Below are 25,347 nucleotides of genomic sequence, written 5' to 3'. Positions count from 1 at the left end.
GGAATTAAGAAAAAACAAACAATTCAACCCTGAAAATAATATTGTATTTTCAGGGTTTGGTTTAAAATTAAAATATAAAAGCGACATTAATTAATGGACATTTCAAACAAACAGCCTTTTTTAACCGTTAAAGATTATTCCGTTTCTAAAGAAATTTTCGATTTGTATCATGACGAAGATTTGGATATGTTAATTACATCTCCTCAACCTAGTTTAGAAAACTTAGGAAGGTATTATGAAAGTGTAGATTATATTTCTCATACAGACAGCAAAAGATCTTTATTTGAAAAAGCATATCATTTTGTAAAAAGTATCGCGCTGAAAAACAAATTGAATTTAATTAATTCGCTGCACACTAATAAAGGTAGTATATTGGATATTGGTGCCGGAACAGGAGATTTTTTATCAGTTGCCAAGGAAAGTGGTTGGCATACAATCGGAGTGGAGCCAAGCGAAAAAGCAAAGGCTATTGCAAAAAAGAAAGGCGTTTCATTTGTTGGCGAAACGAGCGAATTAGATAATCATTCTTTTGACGTGATTTCGATGTGGCATGTTTTAGAACACGTTCCTAATTTGGATAACCAAATAAAAGAATTGAAACGATTGTTAAAACCAGACGGGACTTTAATTATTGCTGTTCCAAACTTCAAATCTTTCGATGCGAAACATTATGGAAAGTTTTGGGCAGCGTATGATGTACCGATTCATTTTTGGCATTTTTCCAAGACAGCCATAAAAATGCTTTTTGAAAAAGAAGAAATGCAATTGGTAAAAGTACTTCCGATGAAGTTTGATTCTTTTTATGTGAGCTTACTATCAGAAAAGTATAAAACAGGCAAAATGAATTTTATTAAAGCCTTTTTTGTCGGATTGCAATCGAATTGGGAAGCCAGAAAGAATTTTGAGTTTTCTTCACACATTTACATCCTAAAAAACAGCTAAAACTCATTTTAAGCGTATTTAAGCGCTTTTTTTGGTAAAATCGAGGGTGACTTTCGGGCTTTTAAAGTAATTAGTTTATTTAAAGGATATGAGGGTCGTTTTTAATAGTAATAAATTATACATTCATTAATCATAATAATAAAATCTTATATCATAAATATTTAGCATTTTTTAAACTTTTAGGCAATGCTATTTATTTTTTTATATTTTTGTCACCAATACTTAAAAATTAGAAATTCATCAAAATGAAAAAAGCATTAGTAATTATCGCACTTTCAATTTCACTTGTTGCTTGCAATAAACCAGCAGAAGCAGTTAAGGAAGTAAAAACAGCTTACGTAGACACTTCTGAATTAATGAAAGAATATACAGAGGCAAAAGACCTTGAAGCAAAATATAAAGCAAAAGCGGAAGAAAAAGGTAGACAATTAGAAGCTGAAATCGCAAGATTTAAGCAAGAAGCAGCTAATTTTCAAAGTCAAGCACAGGCAAATGGTCAGGCTTGGGCACAACAAAAAGGTGCTGAATTGCAAAAAAGAGAGCAACAATTAAGTTATGCTCAACAAGCTTTGTCTCAAGAATTACAACAAGAAAGCGGAAAAGAAATGGATTCTTTAGTAAGCGGTGTGAAAAAATTCATCAAAGCATATGGTAAAGAAAAAGGATACGCATACATCTACGGTACAGGAGATGCTGCCTCTATTTTATACGCAGAAGACAAATTTGACATTACAAAAGAAATTATCAAATTGTTAAATGAGAAATACAAATCACCTGCTAAAACGGAAGAAAAAACGGAAGCTAAAAAATAATTTTTTCATATTAATTCAAAAGGATGCCTTCGTCTAAATTTAGATTGGAGGCATTTTTTTTGAAGCCATTTCATGCACTGCGCTAAAAAAGCTCTCGTTTACTTTTTTTTTATCCATAGATAGAGTTTTTGTGGATGGCTCTTTTTCAGTTGAAAAAAAATATTTAGAACCTTGTATTCTTGCCACTGTCGGGGTTTAGAAACATTGTAATTATTAACAAAAAATGTTTTCTAAAAATTAAAATACAAACCATATTTTCAATATTTTAGCTTTTTACACATACAACTAATGCAAACAATCTCTGAAGCTGCAGCGTACACCTTACGATTTATCAATGAAACGCATAGATCGGTCTTCCTCACGGGGAAAGCAGGAACAGGAAAGACGACACTCTTGCGGGAAATTATCCAGACCACACACAAAAACACGGTTGTTGTGGCGCCTACAGGAATAGCGGCTTTAAATGCCGGGGGCGTGACGATACATTCGATGTTCCAGTTGCCTTTCGGAGGATTTATTCCTGACAATTCATCACCTCAATTTTCAGAAAGTACGAAGTTTGAAACCAGAGCCACTTTGCGGAGGCATTTCAAAATGAGCGGTTTGAAGAAGTCCGTGATTCGCAATATGGAGTTGTTGATTATTGATGAAGTCAGTATGCTTCGTGCGGACTTACTGGATGCTATGGATTATATGATGCAAACCGTTCGGAAAAAGAGCAGTCCTTTTGGTGGAGTTCAAGTATTGTTTATTGGTGATCTGTTGCAGTTGCCACCGGTAATTAGGGATGAAGAATGGCGAACTTTAAGAACGTATTACAAAGGGAAATTCTTTTTCCATTCGCATGTAGTCCAGCATAATCCGCCACTGTACATTGAATTGTCCAAAATTTTTCGCCAGACAGATGATTCGTTTATCGCTGTGTTGAATAATTTACGCAACAACCAGATTTCGCAGCAAGACATTCAAACGTTAAACCAATACGTGCAACCGGATTTTGATTTAAAAGCAAATAAGGGCTATATCACTTTAACTACGCACAACAACAAAGCAGATACGATGAATGCGCAGGCTTTGGAAGAGTTAGAAGGAAAGTTAGTGATTTACAAACCAGATATTGTAGGGGATTTTCCTGAAAAAATATTTCCCGTGGAACAGCAACTACAATTAAAAGTGGGAGCGCAAATCATGTTTGTAAAAAACGATTTATCTGTTGATAAAAACTATTTCAATGGAAAAATGGGCGTTATAAAATCGCTCTCCAGTCAAGAAATCCTTGTACATTTTCCCGAAGAAAACAAAACCATAGAAGTCGAAAAATACGAATGGCAGAATATTCGCTACAAAGTAGATGAAACCACTAAAGAAATCGAAGAAGAGGTCTTGGGAACTTTTGTACATTATCCAATAAAATTAGCATGGGCAATTACGGTGCATAAAAGCCAAGGATTGACTTTTGATAAAGCTGCGCTTGATGTTTCGCAAGTTTTCCTTCCAGGACAGGCTTATGTAGCATTGTCGCGTTTGCGATCCTTAGAAGGTCTTATTTTGCTTTCTCCGCTGCGAATGAATGGTATTTCTAATGATCAGGATGTAATGGATTATTCATTAAATAAAGCTTCGGAGGAGTATTTAGAGAAAGCACTACACTTTGAAACCAAAAATTTCATCCATAACTATCTGATAAACACGTTTGAGTGGGATGATTTGGCTCAGGAATGGCGTAATCATAAATTCAGTTATAATGAAAAATCGGAAAGTTCGGAGAAATCCAAGCATGAAGCTTGGGCCAGAAAGCAAACGGAAAGCATCGAGCAGCTTGTGCACCCATCTAAAAAATTCATTGCACAATTAAACAAGCTTTTTGCTCAGGAAACTGTCGATTTGAATCATGTTTCAGAAAGAATTCAAGCCGCATTCAGCTATTTTTTAAAACCAATGGACGATTTGGTTTTTGAAATCCTTTGGAAACTCGAAGAAGTAAAACGCATTAAGAAAGTAAAGGCGTTTTATGATGAATTAATAGTTCTGGAAGAATTGCAAACGAAAGCGGTTCTGCGATTAATGAAAGCTAAATTATTAATAGAAACGGTTGTTTCAGGTGAAACAATTTCGAAAGAGAAATTGACATCGGACGAAATAAAAAAATACATCAGCAGAAAAACAGAAGCCATTCAAAATCAATTCAAGAAAGTAAATATCACGCTGATTGAAGACGAGAAAGACTTGGAGCGCTATACTTCAAAAAAGAAAGCAAAAGCAGAACCAAAAAAATCAACGGTTCAGGAAACGTATGAATTGTGGATAGATAAGAAATCGATAGAAGATATTGCGATAATCAGAGTGCTTACCAAACAAACGATTTACGGGCATTTTGTAAAATTAATACAAACAAAAGCAGTTTCCGTTTCTGAGGTTTTACCCGAGGATAAAATACAGGATTTAGCACTTGCTTTTGCGGGATACAAAGAAGAATCCTTAAATGCTTTGATGGAAAAACATGGTCATAAATTTTCTTGGGAAGAGGCCAGAATGTATAAAGCGAGTTTGAATTAGATAAAAAAAAACGGTCCGAAAAGTAATTTTTCGGACCGTTTTTTTTTATAGTGATTCAATTAGTATCCAAGCCTCTGGATTGTGTTTTTCTTGAATTTCTTTTTTAGCTTTTTCTGCTTCTGCAAATGTGGTGTAGCTACCGTATAAAACGGGAAATAAACCATTTTTATTAGGTGCGATACGTTTTGCCTGGTATCCCAATCGGGTTAAAATTCTCAAAGTTTTATTTGCATTTTTTTCTTCTCTATACACTCCTGCCATAATGTGATATGGCATTTTTGCATCCTTAGTTGATTTCACGGATAGTGTAACAGATGGAACTGGGCTTTCGATGAAGAAAGTAGCTTGCTGAATTTTATTTTGAACTTGTTTTTGAACGGCAGTTTCAACAAGAATAGTTTCTGAGGCAATTTGATTTTGATACATCGGATAGCCAACACTGCCTGCAAGACCCAATCCCAATACAAAAATAGCCGCGTATTTTAAATACGGATTCGCTGCTCTTGTTTCCGGAATTAAAGTTATTGGCATTTTTTCGGGCATTGCTTCTAATTCTTTTTCGAAGATTTCTCTTTTTACAAGAGGAGAAACAAACGCACTTAGGCCAAACGAACTAGACAAATAATTTGTTTGATCATATGGAGTGAAAACCAAATTGTTATCGGCATTTAAACACAGGTCACCTACGTTTTTTAGCGCAAAAAGGCCATTTTCCTGCAATGCTTTTTTCCAATTAAAAACTTCGTATTGAATAGCACTAACGGCATATTCATAAGATGTTTTTTCAGCTAATGCAATATGATTGGCCAATAAACCATCATTGTTTTTAAGATGAGGATTAAAGGAAATCATTTTTTTTGGAGGAGAAAATGAATTTGAGCTTTCGTTTAACTGAGCCGATTGAATTTCGGTCAAAAAAGCTCCGAAACCCGGAACGGTAACACATTGATAACGGTATAAAAGCTGCGCGATGTATAGTTCGATTTTCATACTTACAAAGTTATACAACGAAAATACTTATCAAAATTTTATTCACAATTTTTATTAACAATCCTAATAAAAATTTATGCATTTCACGCTCAAATAATTAGCATGAAAGAGCAGGATTTATTTTATTTTTTGGCATTGCTAAGAGTAGAATAGTGATGACGATAGTAGTGAGAAATGCGAATCACATGGTGATGAAAGGGCCAACAAAGTCTTCAACGCCATCAATAAAACCTGTCAGGCTTTCGAAACCTGATAGGTATGTGATTGCTTTTTAAGACTCGAACCCTAATTTTTCCCGAACTCTTCCCAAAACGGAATTCGCAACAACTGCTGCTTTTTCAGCTCCTTTTTTGAGTAAGGCATCTACTTCAGGAAGGTTGTTCATGTAGTAATTGTATTTTTCTCTTTCGGTTTTGAATGTCTGCGTTATTAATTCAAATAAGGCTTGTTTGGCGTGACCGTAACCATAGTTTCCACCTAAATAATTGGCCGTCATTAGAGCTATCTGTTCTTTATCTGCTAATAATTTATATATGGCAAAAGCATTACAAGTATCAGGGTTTTTGGGGTCTTCGAGTGGTGTACTGTCTGTTTCAATACTCATTACTTGTTTTCGCAACGCTTTATCATCCAGAAAGATGTTGATAATATTATTGGCAGATTTACTCATTTTTCCGCCATTGGTACCGGGAATCAACATGCTGTCTTCCTGAATTTTTGCTTCGGGAATCACAAAAGTTTCACCCATTTGGTGGTTGAAACGGGATGCTACATCACGTGTAATCTCAAGATGCTGCAATTGGTCTTTCCCTACCGGAACAAGCTGAGCATCATATAATAAAATATCGGCAGCCATCAACATTGGATAGGAAAATAAACCGGCATTGACATCTTCAAGTCGGTCTGCTTTGTCTTTGAAGGAATGGGCTAATGTTAAGCGTTGAAAAGGAAAAAAACAACTCAAATACCACGATAGTTCCGCAGTTTGTGGAACATCCGATTGTCTGTAAAAAACAACTTTATCTACATTCAAACCACAGGCAAGCCAAGCTGCAGCAGTGCTATAGGTGTTTGTTCGCAGGGTTTGCCCATTTTTTATTTGCGTAATCGAGTGTAGATCGGCTATAAAAAGGAAGGATTCGTTTTCCGGATTATTGGATAATGCTATTGCGGGAATGATTGCGCCAAGTAAGTTTCCTAAATGAGGAGTTCCTGTACTTTGAACGCCTGTAAGTATTTTAGCCATTATGATTTTTTTCTTGATCGCAAAGTTCGCAAAGATTTTCGTAAAGTTCGCAAGGTTTCTTTAGTTTTTATAGTAGTAAATAATTTTCGAATTTAATTCTTTTAATAATATTAACATATGATTCCTTATTTTTGACCTTATGAGAGGATTGAAAATTATTTTTTGGACACTTTGGCGTATATGGTTTTACATTTTAATGGCTATTCCTATACTTGTCATGTTTCCTTTTTTGGTGTTGTCGATCTTGACCGAAAGCGGTTACCCTTATTTTTTTAAGATGGCCCGTATTTGGGCAAAATTCATTCTTTTCGGAATGGGTTTTTATTATAAAATAGACAAGAATCAAGGACTGAAACAGGATAGTAGTTATATGATTGTTGCCAATCATACTTCTATGGTAGATATTATGCTGATGCTCGCTACAATTAAAAATCCTTTTGTTTTCGTAGGTAAAAAAGAATTATCAAAAATTCCTTTATTTGGATTTTTCTATAAAAGAACCTGTATTTTGGTTGATAGAAGTTGTTCTAAAAGCAGAATGGAAGTTTTTAATAGGGCACAAGAAAGGATAAATCAAGGATTAAGTATTTGTATTTTTCCCGAAGGCGGAGTTCCGGATAATGAATCTGTTATTTTGGATACATTTAAAGATGGTGCTTTTCGATTGGCAATTGATCATCAGATACCGATAGTTCCTATTACTTTTGCGGACAATAAAAAAAGATTCAGCTATACTTTTTTTAGTGGGAGTCCCGGACTTATGCGTGTTAAAATACATTCCCACGTGGAAACTTTAGGTAAAAAGGGAGTGGACCGAAAAGAAATTCGGGAAGAAGTGCGGGAAATAATTTATAGTCAATTAATAGTATTTGATAATACTAAAAATTATAACTTATACCAGAGTACAATCCAATAAAAACAGGCTTAAAGTTTCCAGAGTCTTTTGAGTAGGTATTCAATTGATACTTAACCATAGGTTCAAAATTTATCTGAAACGATTTTACTAATTGATATTTAAATCCTAACCCGACATTGGTACTAAAATGGATTTGGTTTAAGTTTTTTGCTTCTCCTAATTTCACATTAGTGTCTGCGGAAACTAAAGATATTTTGTTTTGATTTAGAAATAATGTACTTATTCCTCCAATAACGTTAATGCCAAATTTCTTGTTTAAAAGAGCATAGGAAAGTTCTAACGGCACTTCATAATAGCCCATTTTCTGGTTTAATGCACCTGTATTTGTTTTTTGCAGGTCTTTTTCAAAAGTTATTAATATATTAAGAGCGGCTTCGTTTTTGATTTCAATTAATGCATTAGAACTATAATTAATATTTGCCAGGTTATTGTTTGATAAACCTGCGGAAAAAACAACGTCATTAGTGTTATATCCCAGCGTAAGCTTGTTAATTCCGGTTCGTAAGGCAATTTTTTTGGAAACCGCATAATTTACCCCAACACCAAAACTAAGGCTGTTATCGGCCGTTTTTTGATTTTCTGAGAATTGAGGATCTATGGCAGAACCGCCTGAATTTGAATTTAGATATACTGCGGCTACGTTAGGAACAATTTGCCATTTGTTTTTGTTGGAAAGAACTACGGTTTGTTTTTCTTCTTTCTTTTTCAGAATTTCCTCTAATTCGTTTGGGGATTCTGGAATCATTGATGGTTGTTTCTTGGATTCTATTACCGCAATTTTAGAATCGTTTTTCTCTTGGAACACCTTTTTTTCCAAAGTTTGATTTTCAATATGCTCAGAGCTGTTTGTGTTTTTCGGGCCGTTTTTATCTGAAATCAATGAGTTGTAATTAGTAACGCCTTTACCACTGTTCGTTTGTTTTATCGGTGAATGATTTTTTGAGAAATGAAGGTCAGTATTATTCTGATTCTTTTTTTTGTCATCAACGGCTTTTGATGGAGCAATAGTTGTAATTTCTTTTTCATGATTTATAACGATTTTAGGGTTAGTTATTACTACTTGTTGGCTATTTTTTATAGTATAAGGGTCTATGTCATTTTCCGATTTGTTTGGAATGGAATCCCAGTTTTTAGTAGGTTTTATTAAAACTTTTGTATCTAAAACAATGTTGTTTTCAATTTCAGGATTCGTTTTTAAAATCGTGTTCAATGCAAATAAACCTAAAATAAAAGCAGCAGCAATTCCTGAAAACTTCATCCAAAACGGAATTATTTTTCGTTCTTTTTCTTTTTCCTTTATAGCTGCTTCTATGTTTAACCAAACCTGATTATTTGGTTCTGCTTCAAAATCTTTGAATCTTTCTTGAAACAATCGGTCTATATTTTTTTTATCGTTCATTTTGCCAATGACTTTATTTCAATTCTTGTGTAAGCTTCAATTTTCTCTTTTAAAATAAACCTTGCTCTGGCAAGATTCGACTTTGTTGTCCCTGTTGTTATTTTAAGCATTTCCGCGACCTCTTTGTGGGAATAATCATCAAGGACATAAAGACTGAACACTAATCTATACTGATCGGGTAATTCTTGAATAATTTGCATTAAATATTCAATTGGAATATTGTCGTCGTCAATTTCGACATCTTCATCGGGAATATTTTCATTGATAACTTCCATGTATCGAACTCCTCTGTATTTTTGAAGAGCATTATTTATCATTATCCTTTTAGCCCAGCCTTCAAAAGAGCCTTTACCGCTAAACTGTTCTATTTTTCTGAAAATAATTAAAAATCCATCTTGTAAATTGTCTTGGGCATCAGCATAATTACTGGAATACTTTAAGCATATCCCAAAAAACTTTTTAGAGAACAATTGGTACAATTGTTCTTGAGCCTTGGGGTAATTTTTTTTACAGTCATTAATTATTTGATCTAATCCCACAGAATTTATTCTATTTGTTAGTTGATTACTGGAACTTCTACTTCTTCAAAAAGTTCTACACCAGCGGCGTCTTTTCCTTTATAAAATTTGAAAATATAAGAGCCTGTATTGGTTGCATAAAAATTAAAAGAAACCTCCGAGGGTGTTGGGATTGATTGCGTGCAAACAGCGTTATCATTTATTGCCGTCTGAATGGCAATAGTTCTTATATTTAACTCCTTACTATAGTAAATTCCTTGAAAATAATGACATTCAGAAGGTTTTGTGTATTTTAATTTTATCTCATATGTGTTTCCCAATACAAATTTTTCGGGTAAGGTATAACTATCTATTGGAAGTACTTCATAGCTATAAGAATCTTGATTATCATTGTCAAGTGTACATCCTGTCAGGGTTGTAATTAACAGAATAAACAGGGCAAATTTTTTCATTTTTTTCATTTTTTAAATTTATAATATCCAGCTTCTTCATATGAGGTAGAGGCTGTTTCTTTAAAAGATAAAAATTTTTAAAAAAGGTTGCGTGTGAAAATGAAAAAACCCGAAAATTTTTCGGGTTTTAATTTTTATGCTTCTGCTAATTCTTTTATTCTGGCTTTTATTTTTTCTTCAAGTTCATCCGCTAATTCAGGATTGTCTTTTATTAAAGACTTAACAGCATCACGACCTTGTCCTAATTTGGTTTCGCCATAGCTGAACCAGGATCCTGCTTTTTTGATGATTTCAAATTCTACTGCAAGATCCAAAATTTCTCCTGTTTTTGAAATTCCTTCACCATACATGATGTCAAATTCAGCAATTTTAAATGGTGGAGCCACTTTGTTTTTGACTACTTTTACTTTGGTTCTGTTTCCAAGTACATTATCACCATCTTTTATTTGAGTAGAACGACGGATGTCTAAACGAACCGATGCGTAAAACTTCAATGCATTTCCACCAGTTGTTGTTTCTGGATTACCGAACATTACTCCAATTTTCTCTCTTAACTGGTTAATAAAGAAAACGGTACAATGCGTTTTGCTGATCGTTCCTGTTAATTTACGTAAGGCTTGAGACATTAAACGTGCATGAAGACCCATTTTGGAATCTCCCATTTCACCTTCGATTTCACTTTTTGGAGTCAAAGCGGCAACGGAGTCAATCACAACAATATCAATGGCACCCGAACGAATCAAGTTTTCAGCAATTTCCAATGCTTGTTCCCCATTATCAGGTTGAGATATAATTAGATTTTCGATATCTACACCTAATTTCTCTGCATAGTTTCTATCGAATGCATGTTCTGCATCAATAAAAGCAGCAATTCCACCCGCTTTTTGCGCCTCAGCAATTGCATGAAGCGTCAAAGTTGTTTTTCCAGATGATTCTGGACCGTATATTTCAATAATTCTTCCTCTTGGATAACCTCCAACACCTAATGCTAAATCAATTCCTAAAGACCCTGATGAAATAGTTTCTACTTCCTCAATGGCTTTATCTCCCATTTTCATTACGGTTCCTTTTCCGTAAGTTTTGTCTAATTTGTCAAGCGTAAGTTGTAGCGCTTTTAATTTGGATTCTTTCTCTGTACTCATCTTCTCTTTTACCTTTTCTTTCATCTATTTGTATTATTTTATAACTGTAAGAAACTGACAGAATGCATAATTATCCTGAAAATTCCGTTTATGTAAGAACATTTATGTTCGTAAAAATACTTCTTTTTTTAATGTAAATTTTCTCTTTCAAGAATATTTTAAATCTAAATTTTAATAAAACAAAACAAGTTAATTATACTTGTTACGTGAACAGGGCTTTTAATTCAGTTGCATCATGAGGATTCATTTTTCCTGCTAAAACTAAACTCAACTGTTTGCGTCTTAAAGCTGCATCAAAGCGTTGTTTTTCCAATTCTGTTTCCGGAACTATTTGTGGTACTTCAACGGGTCTTCCTGTGTCGTCAACCGCTACAAAAGTGTAAATCGCTTCATTGGCTTTTGTTTTGTTGCCGGATTCTCTGTCCTCTACCCAGATATCAATAAAAATTTCCATTGAACTTTTAAAAGATCTGGAGACTTTAGCTTCAACAGTAACAACACTTCCCAGTGGAATGGCCCTGTTAAACGCTACATGATTTACTGAAGCCGTAACTACAATTCTTCGGGAATGTCTTCGCGCTGCAATACTTGCGGCACGATCCATACGGGCCAACAATTCGCCGCCAAAAAGATTATTCAAAGGATTGGTCTCACTTGGTAAAACCAGATCGGTTAATATCGTTAGGGATTCTGAAGGATGTTTTGGAGTCATATTTTTATATAAAGGGAATTATTTAATAGTCTTTTCTGTATTCTAGTTTAACCAATAAACAGCTAATATAGCGGGTATAAAATAGATGACAATTGTTCTGGCGCCATCATAATCTTTGGCCAGTCGTTGGCCAAAAAGCAACATTAACAAAGTGATACAGGAGAAAACTGCGCCGTAAAAGCCAAATATTCGTCCATTGTTTACGAATAATTCAATGCAGCCGACAACACATAAAATACCAGAGATTAATTCTAAAATCAAAATATTCAGTAAGGCTAAAGGTACTTGGTTTTTTAATTGTGTTTTAGCAAAATGACCTTTTAACCAGTCGACATTATCTTTCCAGTAAAACAGTTTGTCGTAACCGGATTGTAGAAAAGTAATGGCTAGAAAAATTAAAATTAAAATAGAAGTAATGTTATTCATGTTTTTATTTTTTGTGAATTAAACGAGTGAGTTTTATAGATAGATCGGTTAAAATAATTTTCGCATTTCCGTTGCGTTCAATATGATACATCGCATCCGAAAGTTCTTTAAAAATATCATTTATATTGTTTCCGTTTACGAAAGGCGCAAAGTTTTCTAATTTGAATTTCTCCACTTGTGGTTCTATATAAACAAGACTTCCCGTCTGATAATTCAATAGCAGTGCCTGACGGAACATATCAATACAAAAGTGTAAAAATTTCTTTTGGGTTTCTCTTCCTAAACCTGCAATTTGTTCGCTCCATTGAATCAAATCCTGGATGGCAGCTGCATTTCCTTTAGCTCTAAAAGCGGCACGAACCCATTCGACAAACCATTTTTCGAAAAAAACGGACTCGCTGTCCGGTTGCAATAATTGTAGTGCTTTGTTATAGTTTCCTTGTGCCTGATGCGCTATTTTAACCGCTGTTTTAGATTCTATATTTTCTATTGAAGCTAAGGCCGCGGCGATAACTTTTTCACTTAAACCATTAAAGTGCAAGACCTGGCATCGGGAACGAATGGTTTGGATTATATCTTCTTCATTTTCTGAAATCAATATAAAAACGGTTCTGTCGGTCGGCTCTTCAAGTAATTTTAATAATTTATTGGAAGCGGCAATATTCAATTTATCAGCCATCCAAATAATCATTATTTTGTATCCGCCTTCGTACGATTTTAGCGCTAAAGATTTTAGAATTTCCTGGGCATCGTCAACCCTAATTTCTCCTTGCTTGTTTTTAACACCAAGAGTTTGATACCAATCAAACAAACTTCCATACGGGTTTTGATTTAAAAATTCTCTCCATTCCGTAATAAAATCAATGCTTTTAGGTTTCGTTTTTACATCTTCGGTACTTACAGTTGGGTAAATAAAATGCAGATCGGGATGTGAAGTTTTTTGGAATTTGATGTTGCAGGCTTGGTTTGAGCCAGAATTTTCTGAGTTTTGATTACTGCAGATAATGTATTGGGCGTAAGCAATTGCCATAGGCAAAGTGCCACTCCCTTCAGGACCAACGAACAATTGCGCATGAGGAATTCTACCCAAATCAGCACTTTTTGTCAAATGACTTTTAATGTGTTCTTGTCCTAAAATTTCTGAAAATTGCATAAAGCAAAGATAGAAGAAAATGGTTTAGTCTAAAATTTTCGGATACAAAGTTTCAGTAAAAGCAAGTTTCAAAATGATGTAAATACCGACTATATTTTCAAAATTTAATTTAACTTTTTTGGAATTAAAAACATTTAAAGTATTAAAAAAACGCATTATTTATTAATTTACATCGATTTCGTTGCTTAAAATTTATTTTATGTTGTTTTTGCTAATTTATTAATAATTTAAAAGTTCTATATTTGTTATTCTTTCAAAAAAAATAAACTAAAAAACATACCTAATGAAAACTTTAAATGACTTTGATTTTAAAAATAAAAAGGCAATAATACGTGTTGATTTTAATGTGCCTTTAGACGAAAATTTCAACGTAACAGATGCTACTCGTATCGAAGCTGCAAAACCGACAATTGATGCAATTCTTGCTCAAGGCGGAAGTGTAATTTTGATGTCACATTTAGGCAGACCAACTGGTGTTGAAGAAAAATATTCATTGAAACACATCTTAGAAACAACTTCAAAAGTACTTGGAGTACCAGTTCAGTTTGCATCAGACTGTGTTGGAGCTGAAGCTAAAAGTGCGTCGGATAAATTAAAGGCAGGAGAAGTTTTATTATTAGAGAATCTACGTTTTCACAGTGAAGAAGAAGCTGGAGATGTTGCTTTTGCAAAAGAATTAGCCTCACTGGGAGATATTTATGTTAACGATGCTTTTGGAACAGCACACAGAGCACACGCTTCGACTACAATTATCGCGCAATTTTTTCCAACCGAAAAATGTTTCGGATTATTATTGGCTAAAGAGATCGAAAGCTTAAATAAAGTTTTGAAAAATAGTGAAAAACCAGTAACAGCAGTTCTTGGAGGTTCTAAAGTTTCTTCAAAAATTACGGTTATCGAGAATATTTTGGATAAAGTCGACCACATGATTATTGGTGGCGGAATGACATTTACTTTTGTAAAAGCATTAGGAGGAAAAATTGGAAATTCAATTTGTGAAGATGACAAACAAGAATTGGCATTGGAAATTTTGAGATTGGCAAAAGAAAAAGGAGTTCAAATTCATATTCCGGTTGATGTTATTGCGGCAGATGATTTTTCAAATACCGCAGCTACTCAAATAGTAGACGTTAAGGAAATTCCTGATGGATGGCAAGGTCTTGACGCAGGGCCAAAATCATTGGAAAACTTCAAAAAAGTAATTATGGATTCTAAGACAATACTTTGGAATGGTCCATTAGGAGTTTTTGAAATGGAAAGTTTTGCTAACGGAACTATTGCTCTTGGAAACTTCATCGCTGAATCAACTGCAAACGGAGCTTTCTCACTTGTAGGAGGAGGAGATTCAGTAGCTGCTGTAAAACAATTTGGGTTAGAAGACAAAATGAGTTATGTCTCCACTGGTGGAGGTGCTATGTTAGAAATGCTGGAAGGTAGAGTTTTACCTGGAATAGCAGCTATTCTGGACTAATACTTTGTAGTGCTAAATAAAAAAGCTCCTTTTTATGTTTGAATTGTATTCAAACTGATAACGGGCAGTATATTAAAATTATGTCAAAACCTTAGCGGTACATATTGTATCACTAAGGTTTTTTAGTTTTAAGATTTGATGAATTGTGTTCTAAACGGAATTTTCACAATGAAATCACGGAAAATTCTTTATAAATGAACTGAAAATTGCATTTTTAACAATATTTAAAGAAATTTTTAGTTTTAACCTGTTAAGTTTGTAAAAACAAGCTTTGTAATCATTTGAAATATAGGTCTTTGATCGTTAAAATTATGAATATAAAAAATACCACCCTTTCGCTTTTCCTATTGTTGTCAATGCATTTATTTTCGCAGGAAACTTTTGAAAATAAAGACATACTAAAAATAGAAACAAAATTATCCTATTTAGATTCTATCAAGAAAACTTTCGTAAATGATGATTTAGCCTCTTGTGTTGACAGTTTGTGGATGAAAGAATTGACAAATTTAGATTTATACAACAACATAACGGATGATATAAAGAACATTAATATTGACGAAAAAGTAGATTATGAATTGCCTACTGAACTTTTGAAAGAAAGACTGGCGGCAATGGACGCCAAATCACCTTTCAATATTGAGTACAATCAAGGTCTGGAAAATACAATCAAATCATTTCTAAAAAACAGAAAAAAATCTTTTGAGCGATTAATGGCTATTTCTGAATATTACTTTCCACTTTTTGAAGAAGCGCTAGCGAAACAAAATGTCCCTTTAGAAATAAAATATTTAGCAGTTGTAGAATCCGCTTTAAATCCAAAGGCAGTTTCCAAAATGGGTGCAACAGGACTTTGGCAATTTATGTATCAAACCGGAAAACAATATGGGTTGAAAATTGACTCCTATGTTGATGAACGAAGCGATCCTTTGAAAGCCAGCGAAGCTGCAACCCAGTACATGACCAATATGTATAAAATATTTGGTGATTGGGATTTGGTTTTAGCTTCTTATAATTCAGGCCCAGGGAATGTGTCTAAGGCAATCAGGCGTTCCGGGGGGCAACAGAATTATTGGAATATTAGAAAAAATCTTCCAAAAGAAACGCAAGGTTATGTGCCTGCTTTCCTGGCGACAATGTATATTTATGAATACCACAAGGAGCATGGAATTGTTCCTAATAGAGCAGCAGTAAAACATTTTGCGACTGATACCATAATGATTAAAAAACAAATGTCGTTTAAGCAAATATCTGATTTAATTGATGTTCCCGTGGCGCAATTGCAGATGTTGAATCCGTCTTATAAATTGAATATAGTTCCGGCGTATCATAATGAAAATCATTATTTGAGATTACCCCAAGAAAGAGCAGCTGTTTTTGTATCAAATGAAGCTAAAATTTATGCATATGCACAACACGAACTGGACTTTCGTGAAAAACCATTTCAGGTTACCAAAGCGATTGCTGTTCGTGATACAATGAATTATACTACGCAACGGATCACGATTCCTAAAACAAAATATTACAAAGTAAAACGAGGAGATAATCTGAGTGAAATTGCCAATAAATATGACGTTGCTGTTGCGGATATAAAAATATGGAATAAACTTAGAAGCAATTCCGTTTCGTATGGAAAAAGCTTAAAGATCATTACTGATCAGACTATTGTAAGAACGGTTAAGAAAGAAACAAAAGCGGAGAGCATTCCTGCAGAAGCAATTGCAGAAACTCAAAGGGTAGCTGTTTCTGAAGTTAAAATCAAAAAAGAAGATGAATTGGCTTCTAATCCCGAACGAAAAGACATAGAATACGTAGTTCAAAAAGGGGACAATCTAGGGAGTATTGCCGATAAATTTGGCGCTTCTTTAGCAGATTTGAAACAATGGAATAATTTATCGAACTATACTATAGCTTTAGGTTCAACTTTGATTGTTGCCAAGGATGAAGTTGTCATTATTACCGATAAAGCGATGGCCAGTTCCTTTAAGAAAAAAACCAACTTGGCAACAGGTGTAGAATATTATGTCAAAAAAGGCGACTCTTTGTTCAGTATTGCCAAAAAATATCCTGGAGTAACCATTTCAGATATTAAAAAATGGAACGATATTCGCGGGGAAGATATTAAACCCGGAATGAAGCTAAAAATAAACGGATAATACGATAAACTTCTATAAATTTGGGTTTTATTTCATAACTAAATTATAATGAATAAAATCCATTTTTTGTGGCTTCTTGTTTCGTTCTTGTTTGTTTCTTGTACAAAGAAGAATGATAATTTGCATCGAATAACGACTGGGAAAATCAATACGATTTCAGTTATCATTGATGATCAATTGTGGAATGGCGAGATAGGAGATAGTATTCGAAATAAGTTTGCATCACCGGTAATCGGATTGCCGCAAGAAGAACCGCTATTTACCATTAATCAATATTCGGTCAAACTTCTGGAAGGTTTTATGACGGATACCAGGGCGATTATTGTGGTGAAGAGAGAAGAGCAAAATAAATTTGAAATAAAGAAAAATCAGTACGCATCACCTCAAAATGTGTTTCATATTTCAGGAAAAACCGGGGCAGACATTATAGCATGCTTAGAAGAAAATGCTCCGCAGATGATTCAGTTAATCAAGCAGGCGGAAATAGCTGAAAGCCAGAGAGTAAATAGCCAATCGCTTCTTAATCCACAACTGATTAATAATAAATTTCATATTTTATTAAAGATTCCTTCCGGCTATACCTATGTGCTTCATAAAAGCAATTTCATGTGGTTAAAGAAGGAAATCATAGGCGGAAATACAAGTCTGTTAATTTATCAGGTTCCTATAAACGTAATCAAAAAGGATTCTAATCTGATTTCGAATATCATTAAAATGCGAGATTCTATAGGTAATTTATATATTAGCGGAACTGAACCGAAAACAAGTATGATTACCGAAGAGGCCTATGCACCGTATCTTTCAAAGATCAAACTTGATGAGAAAGAAACATACGAAACCAAAGGAACTTGGGAGTTAAAAAATGATTTTATGGCAGGTCCTTTCATCAACTATGCGATTATAGATGAGCCAAACAATAGAATTTTGGTTTTGGAAGGTTTCTGTTATGCGCCATCAAAGGAAAAAAGAGATTTGATGCACGAATTGGAATCTATTATTAAATCAGTTGTAATTGTAAAAAGATAAAACATCCTTAAAAAAAATAATACATGCCGATACAATGGAAAATAAAGCCTTTTGAAGCGCTTTCAGTTCATGAATTATATGATTTGCTTAAACTAAGAAGCGAGATCTTTGTAGTGGAGCAAAACTGTGTTTATCTTGATCTTGACGGAAAGGATAAAGTGGCTTTGCATCTCTTTGGAGAATATGAAGGTAAAATTGTGGCACATGCCAGACTTTTTAAGGCTGGAATCACTTTTGATAATGCTTCTATTGGTCGTGTTGTTGTCGATGCCAATTACCGAGATAAAAAATGGGGACATGACTTAATGAGAGAAGCTATTACTGGGATTCAGCTTTACTTTGGCGAAAGCCAAATCACCATTGGAGCCCAATTGTATCTAAAAAAATTCTACGAGAGTCATGGTTTTGTTCAAACTAGCGAAATGTATTTAGAAGACGACATTCCACATATCGAGATGCAGAAAGTATAGCTATATTTTTACAATAAGAAATTCGACTCTTCTGTCAAGCGGATCTCCTTTTCTTAAAGGGAATTTATTTCCGTAACCTTTGTAAGTCATTCTTTGCGGACTAATTTTTTTTGACATTAGATAACTATAAACATTTCGGGCACGATTCAGGGAAAGTTTTCTTTCATGAGTAAATTCATCTATTGCATCATTGTAATAATTGGGCGTGCAGCATACGTGTCCTCTAATTTCAAATTGTAATGTTTGGTTTTTTTGCAATACCATTATGGTTTTGTCTAATTCTTGTTTGGATTGTTCAGTAAGTTTACTGCTTCCCATTACAAAAAGGATGTTTTCTAAGTAAACACGATCGCCAACTTTGTGATTTTCCTGAAAAGAATTGTAAATGCCATTTCCGAAACTATTTTTTCTAACAATAAGCAAGTCGACGCGTCTGTTTTTAGACCGGGTTTCAGCTAGGTTTTCTTCAGTATCTTTTTTCAAAATTACGCGCCCTTTTCCTTCAATTAGAACAATTTTATTTTTACTAAAACCATTCGAAGTAAGTATGTTTTGAACCGTTTTCACTCTGTTTTTTGATAATTCATAATTATAGTCATTATCACCTCTGTCATCACAATACCCATAAATTTGGACAGACTCAACCTTTGTAGCGTCTAATTTTTTTACAAAATCAATTATGGTTTGAATTTGTTGATCGTACAGGCTGTATTTATCAAAATCAAAATAGACAGTTTGTGTCGATTTTTCCTGAGCTGAGAGATATCCAAAAAATAAGAAGAGTGTTATTTTAAATAATTTATGCATTACAATTTCAAAATAGATTTGTATTCGGCATTATTATTCAAAATGCTTACGGATTTTTTAATTTCAGAATTATTTTTGATGTAATATTGATACAAACCTTCTTGATATTGATACCGCTTAATAATTTCTTCTAAAATTAAATTCTTGATTTCTTTTTGATTTTTATCCAGTAATGTTTCTTCGCTTTTTTGAAGAGCAGCAAGCAGTTGTTGGTATTCTGTGATGATGGATTCGTCAATTTTTTCTTTTTTGGCAACAGCTAAAGTGTTTTTCAATGCCAGCTCCGTTTCGGTATCGAAAGAGAATTTTTGTGTTTTTAAAAACTGTTTAAAGTCTAAAAAATCGGTATCAGAAATTGTTGGGATATTATTACCTAAATTTGGATTTTTATAATAATAGTCCGTCACATAATTAAAAATCCCATCGTTTTTTACTAATGCATTTGTTATCGGGCTTAATTTTGTTTGGTCAAGTTCAATGTCCGGTTGGATACCTCCTCCATCGTAAACCGTTCTTCCTTTACGGGTTTTGAAAGCAGTATAGTTTTTTTCTTCCGTTTTTGTAGCCACTCCATTTTTGTCCTTATGGGCATAATTCAAGGCTTGAATACATCTTCCCGATGGTGTGTAATAACGAGAAATGGTCACCTTGAGTTGCGTTCCATAGGTTAAATTAACAGGCGTTTGCACTAATCCTTTGCCAAAACTTCGACTTCCTAATACCACAGCACGGTCTAAATCCTGTAAAGCACCTGAAACAATTTCTGAAGCCGAGGCGCTTTTTCCGTTTACAATAATGATTAAAGGAATTTCAGTGTCAATAGGTTCTCTAGTTGTTTTATAAGTATTGTTGAATTTTTCTGTCTTTGATTTTGTGGTTACTATGATTTCATTTTTGGCAACAAAGAGATTGCAAATATTAACGGCTTCGTTCAAAAGTCCTCCAGGATTGTCTCTCAAATCTAAAACAATTCTTTTTGCACCTTCATTTTTCAGCTGCTCTAATGCCATTTTAGTTTCCACAGAAGCTTTATTGTTGAAATGCGATAGCACGATATAACCAGTTTCAGCATCTATTTTGCCAAAAAAAGGAACCGACTTTATTTCAACTTCATCACGAACGATCTGGGTAGTGTAGTTTTTTCCCTGACGAATGTATTTGATGTCAATTTTGGTGTTTTTTGCTCCTTTAAACAATGGGGAAGCATCTTCTTTAAAATCAGATAAAGGGATGTCTCCAACTTGCGTAATTTCATCACCGGCTTTTAGCCCCGCTTTATCAGCCGGAAAATTTTTATACTGTTCTTTAACTATTAATTTACCGTCTTTTCGGGTTAGTAAAGCACCAATTCCGGTATATTCTCCAGTGTTGTTTATCTTAAAGCTGACTACATCCTGTTCGTTAAAATAAACAGTATAGGGGTCTAAACTCGCTAACATACCTTTAATGGCTTTGTCCATTAGGTCACCAGGATTTGTTTCGTCGACATAATTTTTATTCAACTCCTTGAAAAGGGTAGTGAAAATCTCTATTTGTTTTGCAATTTCAAAAAAATCATCTTTGAAACTGGCACCAACATAAAGAAATGCCGAAGCGACTACAGGGATTATGAATTTTTTTTTGAAAAAGAAGTTCATCGTTTTTTGGACTAAATTTGAGACTACTAAATTAAGAATAAATCGCCAATAATAATAGGGGCTAAATGCAAATACTAATTTACGTTAATTAGTAAAATTGGAATTATTTATTTTCTAAATTGGAGTCGCTTTCTGATAAAGTTTTTTTGCTGTTTTGAGCTGTGAATTTCTCGAACAGTTGAATGGTCTTGGTATTGATTTCTTCATAGCTCAGTCGGTCTTTGCTTTGGTAAAAAAACATAAAAGCATGAGGACGGTCGAGATTATCAATCAATAAATGTTTGTTGAGACGATAGGTTTCGCGCAACACCCGTTTAAAATAATTGCGGTCAACAGCTTTCTTAAAGTATTTTTTAGAAACCGAAACTCCCATTTTAATTTTCTCTTGAGATGTTTCAGAATTATCCAAAGCAGGGGAGTAATAAACTAACCGCAAAGGATACTTGGATATTGATTTCCCTTCAGAAAATAATAATCCAATGGTGATTTTACTTTTTAGCTTTTCGTTTTTTGGATAAGTGAAGTTCATTTTAATAGAAAAAATACATAGATTTTGACTTGCAAAGTTACGATTAAACGTTGAGCCTGTATATTGTTTCCGATTTAAATCGGGCTAAAAATATATTTCTTACTTTTGTGGCAAATTTTTAAAGCATGCAAAAACTAATTTCGTATCCCATATCAATAATTTATTATTTATGTTTTGGTCTTACCTTGGTTATTTTTCACCCAATTCAGTGGGTTTGCTTCCACGTTTTTGGCTATCAGGCTCATAAAAAAAGTGTTGATTATCTGAATTTTTTCTTGTTAAAATGCACAAATCTTTTAGGTACAACCTATAAATTTGAAAATACAGCTCATATTCCTAAAAATGTCCCTCTAATTTTTGTCTCCAATCATCAGAGTATGTATGATATTATTGCCATGATTTGGTTTTTTCGCCGATTTCATTGTAAATTTGTCAGTAAGAAAGAATTAGGAAAAGGAATTCCAAGTGTTTCTTTTAATTTACGCCATGGCGGCTCGGTTCTTATTGATCGTAAAGACCCTAAACAAGCCATTCCAGCCATCAAAGGATTGTCGGAATATATTGAAAAATACAAACGTACGGCAGTTATTTTTCCAGAAGGAACAAGAAGTAAAACAGGTGAACCAAAAGAGTTTGCACAAAGTGGGTTGAAAATTTTGTGTAAATATGCGCCATCGGCATACGTGGTTCCAATAAGCATAAACAATTCTTGGAAAATGGTTAAATACGGATTTTTTCCGTTAGGTTTAGGAAATCATCTTACCTTTGTAGTCCATAAACCATTAGCGGTTAAAGATTATGATTTTGCTGAATTAATGAAAAAAACAGAAACAGCAGTTGTTCAAGGAATAAAAATTTAATTTATATATAATGTCAATAAAAAACATTCGATTAGAAGTAATGCAGTTTTTAGAAAAAAACGTAGATAGCTTTGTCGATCAGTATCTAATCCCAGTAGAAAAAATTTGGCAACCAACAGATTTTTTGCCTAATTCTCAGAGCGATACTTTTTTTGATGAGGTCAAAGAATTGCGTGAAATTGCAAAAGATTTACCATATGATTTCTGGGTAACCTTAGTAGGTGATACTATTACTGAGGAAGCTTTACCAACATATGAATCTTGGTTAATGGACGTGGAGGGAATTGATAATGTGGAGAGAAACGGTTGGTCTAAATGGATCAGACAATGGACCGGAGAGGAAAATCGTCATGGGGATTTACTGAGTAAATATTTGTATTTGTCAGGTCGCGTAAACATGCGTGAAATTGAAATGACAACGCAACACCTTATTAATGACGGTTTTGATATTGGAACCGGAAGAGATCCGTACAAAAACTTTGTTTATACCAGTTTTCAAGAGTTAGCAACTTATGTTTCTCACAATAGAGTAGCACAAATGGCTAAGAAATATGGTGATAACAAATTGTCTAAAATGTGCAAAATGATTGCTGGTGACGAGATGCGTCATCATCATGCCTATAGCGAGTTTGTAAACCGAATTTTTCAGGTTGATCCTAGCGAAATGATGCTTGCGTTTCAATATATGATGAAAGCGAAGATCGTTATGCCAGCGCATTTCCTAAGAGAATCAGGTGAAAAAATAAGTACTGCTTTCGAACAATTTTCGGATTCAGCGCAGAGAATTGGTGTTTATACAGCAGCGGACTATGTAGATATCATGCAAAAACTAATTGACAAATGGGAAATTGACAAAATTACCGATTTAACCGATGAAGCTGAGAAAGCCCGTGATTATTTGATGAAATTACCAGGAAGAATGGCGAAAATATCGGAGAGATTGGTAATTCCACAGCAGTCACATATTTTCAAGTGGGTAGAGCCAGCTAGACTTTAAATTTTTAATTTAAGAATAATAGATGTTGATTTTTGAAGTTTGTCTTTGAAAATCAACATTTTTTTTACAAAATATGACAATGATAGATTCTGATTTAATAAACAAAACCATTCTTTTTGTAAAGACAAAACTAGAAAACGCCGAAGGCGGACACGACTGGTTTCATATAGAAAGAGTATTTAGAAATTCTGTTCTGATTTCAAAAAATGAAGTTTGCGATGCCACTGTTGTTAAACTTGGGGCTTTACTCCATGATATCGCTGATAGTAAATTCCATAACGGAGATGAAACTATTGGGCCTAAAATAGCTCGCGAATTCTTAGAATCTGAAAATGTTGATCAGGAGGTCATCATTCATGTTGTCAATATCATTGATAACATCTCTTATAAAGGTGGTAATTTTGAAAAAAAATTCTCTTCAATAGAACTAAATATTGTTCAGGATGCGGATCGATTAGACGCTATTGGCGCAATAGGAATTGCTAGAGCATTCAATTATGGAGGATTTAAAAATAGAACGCTCTATGATCCTAAAATAGCGCCAAACACAAAAATGACAAAGGAAGAATACAAGAATAGTGATTCTCCAACCATCAATCATTTTTATGAAAAGTTGTTTCTCTTAAAAGATAAAATGAATACGGAAACCGGAAAACAAATTGCACAAGAAAGACATCGCTATATGGAAGGTTTTATTTCGCAGTTTTATGCGGAATGGGAAGGGGAAAAATAAGCTGAAAATTTTCAGATTGCAGTTTTTTGGTCGTTATTTTGTAACCGGAAAACTGCAAATCTGAAGACTACATTCCCTTTGCTTTCATTTCAAGAATTACGTCTGAAGCGTTTTTAAAAGTTGGTGCCTGTTCAATAATACTTCCTACTCTTTTTTTATTGAGTTTAAATGTGATGTCATTCTCTGTTGTAAACAGAAGAGCGGTCAGGAAGGGATTGTTCATATAAGGAGCCAATACAATATAAGCTTCATCTAGTGTGTGGAAACTTTCTACTTCTTCGGTTTTGTAACGCGCTGTAACGGAAAGACTGAAAACATCATTTTCCAATAAGACAGGACGCACATAAATATTTTTCAATTCAGTGTCTCCAATGGTTTTAGCTAGTGTTAATTTGGCATAAGTACCATTTTGGATACTTTCTTTCACCTTTTCCCAAAAAAGTGCAAATACAGGTTGGTAAGACATAAATGAAATTTTAGATGTTAGGATTATATTGCGCAACGGCTGCGAAATTAAGTTTTGTAAACTAAACAATCCCTTTTTTAAGAAAGATTATTGCAAATGATTTTACATTGGAGTAGTATAAAAGAGAACAAAAAACAGTTCTCTTTTAGTATTATTTTCCTGTAAACACCGCTTTTCTTTTCTCTAAAAATGCAGTTGTTCCCTCTTTAAAATCGTTGGTTCCAAAACATTTCCCAAAGGCTTTTATTTCGGTTTCATACCCATTTTTACCTTCTTTGAAATTGGAGTTGACGGCTTTAATAGCTTTACCAATAGCATAGGGAGAATTTTTTGTTATTTTATTTGCCACACCGGTACAATAATCTAAAAGTTCTGCTTCAGGTACCACGTGATTCACTAAGCCAGTTCTGTAAGCATCTTGTGCGGTTACCATTCCTGCTGTCAGGATCATTTCCATGGCGCGCCCTTTACCTATTAGTTGTGGTAAACGTTGTGTTCCTCCGTAACCAGGAATGAGTCCAAGTGAAACTTCAGGCAAGCCCATTTTTGCATTTTCAGAAGCAACTCTGAAATGGCACGCCATCGCTAATTCTAATCCGCCGCCCAATGCAAAACCATTGATTGCTGCGATAACAGGAGTTTTAAGATTTTCGATAAAATCAAATAATTTTTCCTGTCCTTCAGCAGCTAACTGCATTCCTTCTTCGATAGAAAAATTAGCAAATTCCGCGATGTCAGCTCCTGCCACAAAAGCTTTTTCACCACTTCCGGTCAGAATGATAGCCCGAATTTCATTATTTCTTCCTAATGTTTTGAATGCTTTATACAAATCAGTAATGGTAGCTTTATTCAAAGCATTTAGTTTTGTAGGGCGATTAACGGTAATCGTTGCGAGATTATCCTGGGTTGTAATTAGAATATTTTCGTAATTCAT

25 protein-coding genes are annotated in these 25,347 nt (G+C 34.1%); 11 read left to right on the top strand and 14 right to left on the bottom strand.

Annotated elements, in window-relative coordinates:
- The first annotated feature begins 93 nt into the window (after positions 1 to 93).
- From ACNQGN_RS03985 to ACNQGN_RS03975, 3 genes are all read left to right on the top strand, one after another.
- Positions 94 to 942: a class I SAM-dependent methyltransferase gene (locus ACNQGN_RS03985; RefSeq protein WP_417986560.1), complete on the top strand. Its 849-nt coding sequence runs from the start codon at positions 94 to 96 to the stop codon at positions 940 to 942.
- A gap of 245 nt (positions 943 to 1,187) precedes the next feature.
- Entirely contained in the window at positions 1,188 to 1,754 is a 567-nt protein-coding gene (locus tag ACNQGN_RS03980; RefSeq protein ID WP_417986559.1) for an OmpH/Skp family outer membrane protein, read from the top strand.
- Between the two features lie 288 nt (positions 1,755 to 2,042).
- Positions 2,043 to 4,310, top strand: coding sequence for a helix-turn-helix domain-containing protein (locus ACNQGN_RS03975; protein ID WP_417986558.1), 2,268 nt, complete (start codon positions 2,043 to 2,045; stop codon positions 4,308 to 4,310).
- 45 nt (positions 4,311 to 4,355) lie between these two features.
- Here the strand turns inward: ACNQGN_RS03975 and ACNQGN_RS03970 are convergent, their stop codons facing one another.
- Together ACNQGN_RS03970 and trpS are read right to left on the bottom strand one after the other, a co-directional pair.
- A complete protein-coding gene (locus ACNQGN_RS03970; protein ID WP_417986557.1) occupies positions 4,356 to 5,300 on the bottom strand; it encodes an HU domain-containing protein in 945 nt (314 codons plus the stop codon).
- 271 nt (positions 5,301 to 5,571) lie between these two features.
- Positions 5,572 to 6,546 carry a tryptophan--tRNA ligase gene (gene trpS / locus ACNQGN_RS03965; protein WP_417986556.1) on the bottom strand — a complete coding sequence of 325 codons (975 nt, stop codon included), beginning with the start codon at positions 6,544 to 6,546 and terminating at the stop codon, positions 5,572 to 5,574.
- Between the two features lie 139 nt (positions 6,547 to 6,685).
- On the opposite strand from trpS, the gene ACNQGN_RS03960 reads away from it, so the two are divergent.
- On the top strand, positions 6,686 to 7,462 hold the full coding sequence (locus ACNQGN_RS03960; protein WP_417986555.1) for a lysophospholipid acyltransferase family protein: 777 nt from the start codon (positions 6,686 to 6,688) through the stop codon (positions 7,460 to 7,462).
- Here the strand turns inward: ACNQGN_RS03960 and ACNQGN_RS03955 are convergent.
- The 7 genes from ACNQGN_RS03955 to ACNQGN_RS03925 form a co-directional block, all read right to left on the bottom strand.
- The gene (locus ACNQGN_RS03955) at positions 7,425 to 8,861 is read right to left on the bottom strand and encodes a porin family protein (RefSeq protein ID WP_417986554.1); all 1,437 of its coding nucleotides are present in this window, start codon (positions 8,859 to 8,861) and stop codon (positions 7,425 to 7,427) included. The genes ACNQGN_RS03960 and ACNQGN_RS03955 overlap by 38 nt on opposite strands.
- Positions 8,858 to 9,400 (bottom strand): RNA polymerase sigma factor, encoded by a 543-nt coding sequence (locus ACNQGN_RS03950; protein WP_417986553.1) that lies wholly within the window; start codon positions 9,398 to 9,400, stop codon positions 8,858 to 8,860. The genes ACNQGN_RS03955 and ACNQGN_RS03950 overlap by 4 nt, the downstream gene beginning before the upstream one ends.
- 17 nt (positions 9,401 to 9,417) lie before the next feature.
- Entirely contained in the window at positions 9,418 to 9,831 is a 414-nt protein-coding gene (locus ACNQGN_RS03945) for a hypothetical protein (RefSeq protein WP_417986552.1), read from the bottom strand.
- A gap of 134 nt (positions 9,832 to 9,965) precedes the next feature.
- Positions 9,966 to 10,973 (bottom strand): recombinase RecA, encoded by a 1,008-nt coding sequence (gene recA / locus ACNQGN_RS03940; protein ID WP_035674074.1) that lies wholly within the window; start codon positions 10,971 to 10,973, stop codon positions 9,966 to 9,968.
- A gap of 202 nt (positions 10,974 to 11,175) precedes the next feature.
- On the bottom strand, positions 11,176 to 11,685 hold the full coding sequence (locus ACNQGN_RS03935) for an acyl-CoA thioesterase (protein WP_417986551.1): 510 nt from the start codon (positions 11,683 to 11,685) through the stop codon (positions 11,176 to 11,178).
- Between the two features lie 42 nt (positions 11,686 to 11,727).
- Positions 11,728 to 12,111, bottom strand: coding sequence for a DoxX family membrane protein (locus ACNQGN_RS03930; RefSeq protein ID WP_417986550.1), 384 nt, complete (start codon positions 12,109 to 12,111; stop codon positions 11,728 to 11,730).
- A gap of 4 nt (positions 12,112 to 12,115) precedes the next feature.
- The gene (locus ACNQGN_RS03925; protein WP_417986549.1) at positions 12,116 to 13,264 is read right to left on the bottom strand and encodes a DNA polymerase III subunit; all 1,149 of its coding nucleotides are present in this window, start codon (positions 13,262 to 13,264) and stop codon (positions 12,116 to 12,118) included.
- A 283-nt stretch (positions 13,265 to 13,547) separates the two neighbouring features.
- On the opposite strand from ACNQGN_RS03925, the gene ACNQGN_RS03920 reads away from it, so the two are divergent.
- The 4 genes from ACNQGN_RS03920 (at position 13,548) to ACNQGN_RS03905 (ending at position 18,384) form a co-directional block, all read left to right on the top strand.
- Positions 13,548 to 14,735, top strand: a complete 1,188-nt coding sequence (locus tag ACNQGN_RS03920) for a phosphoglycerate kinase (RefSeq protein ID WP_417986548.1) — start codon at positions 13,548 to 13,550, stop codon at positions 14,733 to 14,735.
- A gap of 311 nt (positions 14,736 to 15,046) precedes the next feature.
- A complete protein-coding gene (locus ACNQGN_RS03915; RefSeq protein ID WP_417986547.1) occupies positions 15,047 to 16,888 on the top strand; it encodes a LysM peptidoglycan-binding domain-containing protein in 1,842 nt (613 codons plus the stop codon).
- A 48-nt stretch (positions 16,889 to 16,936) separates the two neighbouring features.
- Complete coding sequence (locus tag ACNQGN_RS03910; protein WP_417986546.1) at positions 16,937 to 17,914, top strand: DUF4837 family protein; 978 nt, start codon at positions 16,937 to 16,939, stop codon at positions 17,912 to 17,914.
- Positions 17,915 to 17,937: 23 nt separating this feature from the next.
- On the top strand, positions 17,938 to 18,384 hold the full coding sequence (locus ACNQGN_RS03905) for a GNAT family N-acetyltransferase (protein WP_417986545.1): 447 nt from the start codon (positions 17,938 to 17,940) through the stop codon (positions 18,382 to 18,384).
- Here the strand turns inward: ACNQGN_RS03905 and ACNQGN_RS03900 are convergent, their stop codons facing one another.
- The 3 genes from ACNQGN_RS03900 to rnpA all read right to left on the bottom strand — a co-directional run bounded on the left by ACNQGN_RS03900 (position 18,385) and on the right by rnpA (position 21,357).
- The gene (locus ACNQGN_RS03900; RefSeq protein WP_417986544.1) at positions 18,385 to 19,191 is read right to left on the bottom strand and encodes an OmpA family protein; all 807 of its coding nucleotides are present in this window, start codon (positions 19,189 to 19,191) and stop codon (positions 18,385 to 18,387) included.
- Positions 19,191 to 20,828, bottom strand: coding sequence for a S41 family peptidase (locus ACNQGN_RS03895; RefSeq protein ID WP_417986543.1), 1,638 nt, complete (start codon positions 20,826 to 20,828; stop codon positions 19,191 to 19,193). Before ACNQGN_RS03895 ends, ACNQGN_RS03900 begins: the two co-directional genes overlap by 1 nt.
- Positions 20,829 to 20,931: 103 nt before the next feature.
- Entirely contained in the window at positions 20,932 to 21,357 is a 426-nt protein-coding gene (rnpA, locus tag ACNQGN_RS03890; RefSeq protein ID WP_417986542.1) for a ribonuclease P protein component, read from the bottom strand.
- 125 nt (positions 21,358 to 21,482) lie between these two features.
- Here rnpA and ACNQGN_RS03885 point away from each other — a divergent pair, with 125 nt between their 5' ends.
- From ACNQGN_RS03885 to ACNQGN_RS03875, 3 genes are all read left to right on the top strand, one after another.
- A complete protein-coding gene (locus tag ACNQGN_RS03885) occupies positions 21,483 to 22,217 on the top strand; it encodes a lysophospholipid acyltransferase family protein (RefSeq protein WP_417986541.1) in 735 nt (244 codons plus the stop codon).
- A gap of 10 nt (positions 22,218 to 22,227) precedes the next feature.
- Complete coding sequence (locus ACNQGN_RS03880; protein ID WP_417986540.1) at positions 22,228 to 23,214, top strand: acyl-ACP desaturase; 987 nt, start codon at positions 22,228 to 22,230, stop codon at positions 23,212 to 23,214.
- A gap of 79 nt (positions 23,215 to 23,293) precedes the next feature.
- The gene (locus tag ACNQGN_RS03875) at positions 23,294 to 23,947 is read left to right on the top strand and encodes an HD domain-containing protein (protein WP_417986539.1); all 654 of its coding nucleotides are present in this window, start codon (positions 23,294 to 23,296) and stop codon (positions 23,945 to 23,947) included.
- Between the two features lie 67 nt (positions 23,948 to 24,014).
- Here the strand turns inward: ACNQGN_RS03875 and ACNQGN_RS03870 are convergent, their stop codons facing one another.
- Positions 24,015 to 24,413 (bottom strand): hypothetical protein, encoded by a 399-nt coding sequence (locus tag ACNQGN_RS03870; protein ID WP_417986538.1) that lies wholly within the window; start codon positions 24,411 to 24,413, stop codon positions 24,015 to 24,017.
- Positions 24,414 to 24,564: 151 nt separating this feature from the next.
- Entirely contained in the window at positions 24,565 to 25,347 is a 783-nt protein-coding gene (locus ACNQGN_RS03865) for an enoyl-CoA hydratase/isomerase family protein (RefSeq protein ID WP_417986537.1), read from the bottom strand.

Source organism: Flavobacterium rhamnosi (assembly GCF_048286515.1).
GTDB lineage: Bacteria > Bacteroidota > Bacteroidia > Flavobacteriales > Flavobacteriaceae > Flavobacterium.
The sequence above is the reverse complement of the archived record's forward strand: the minus strand, read 5'-3'. Positions and strand labels throughout refer to the sequence as shown.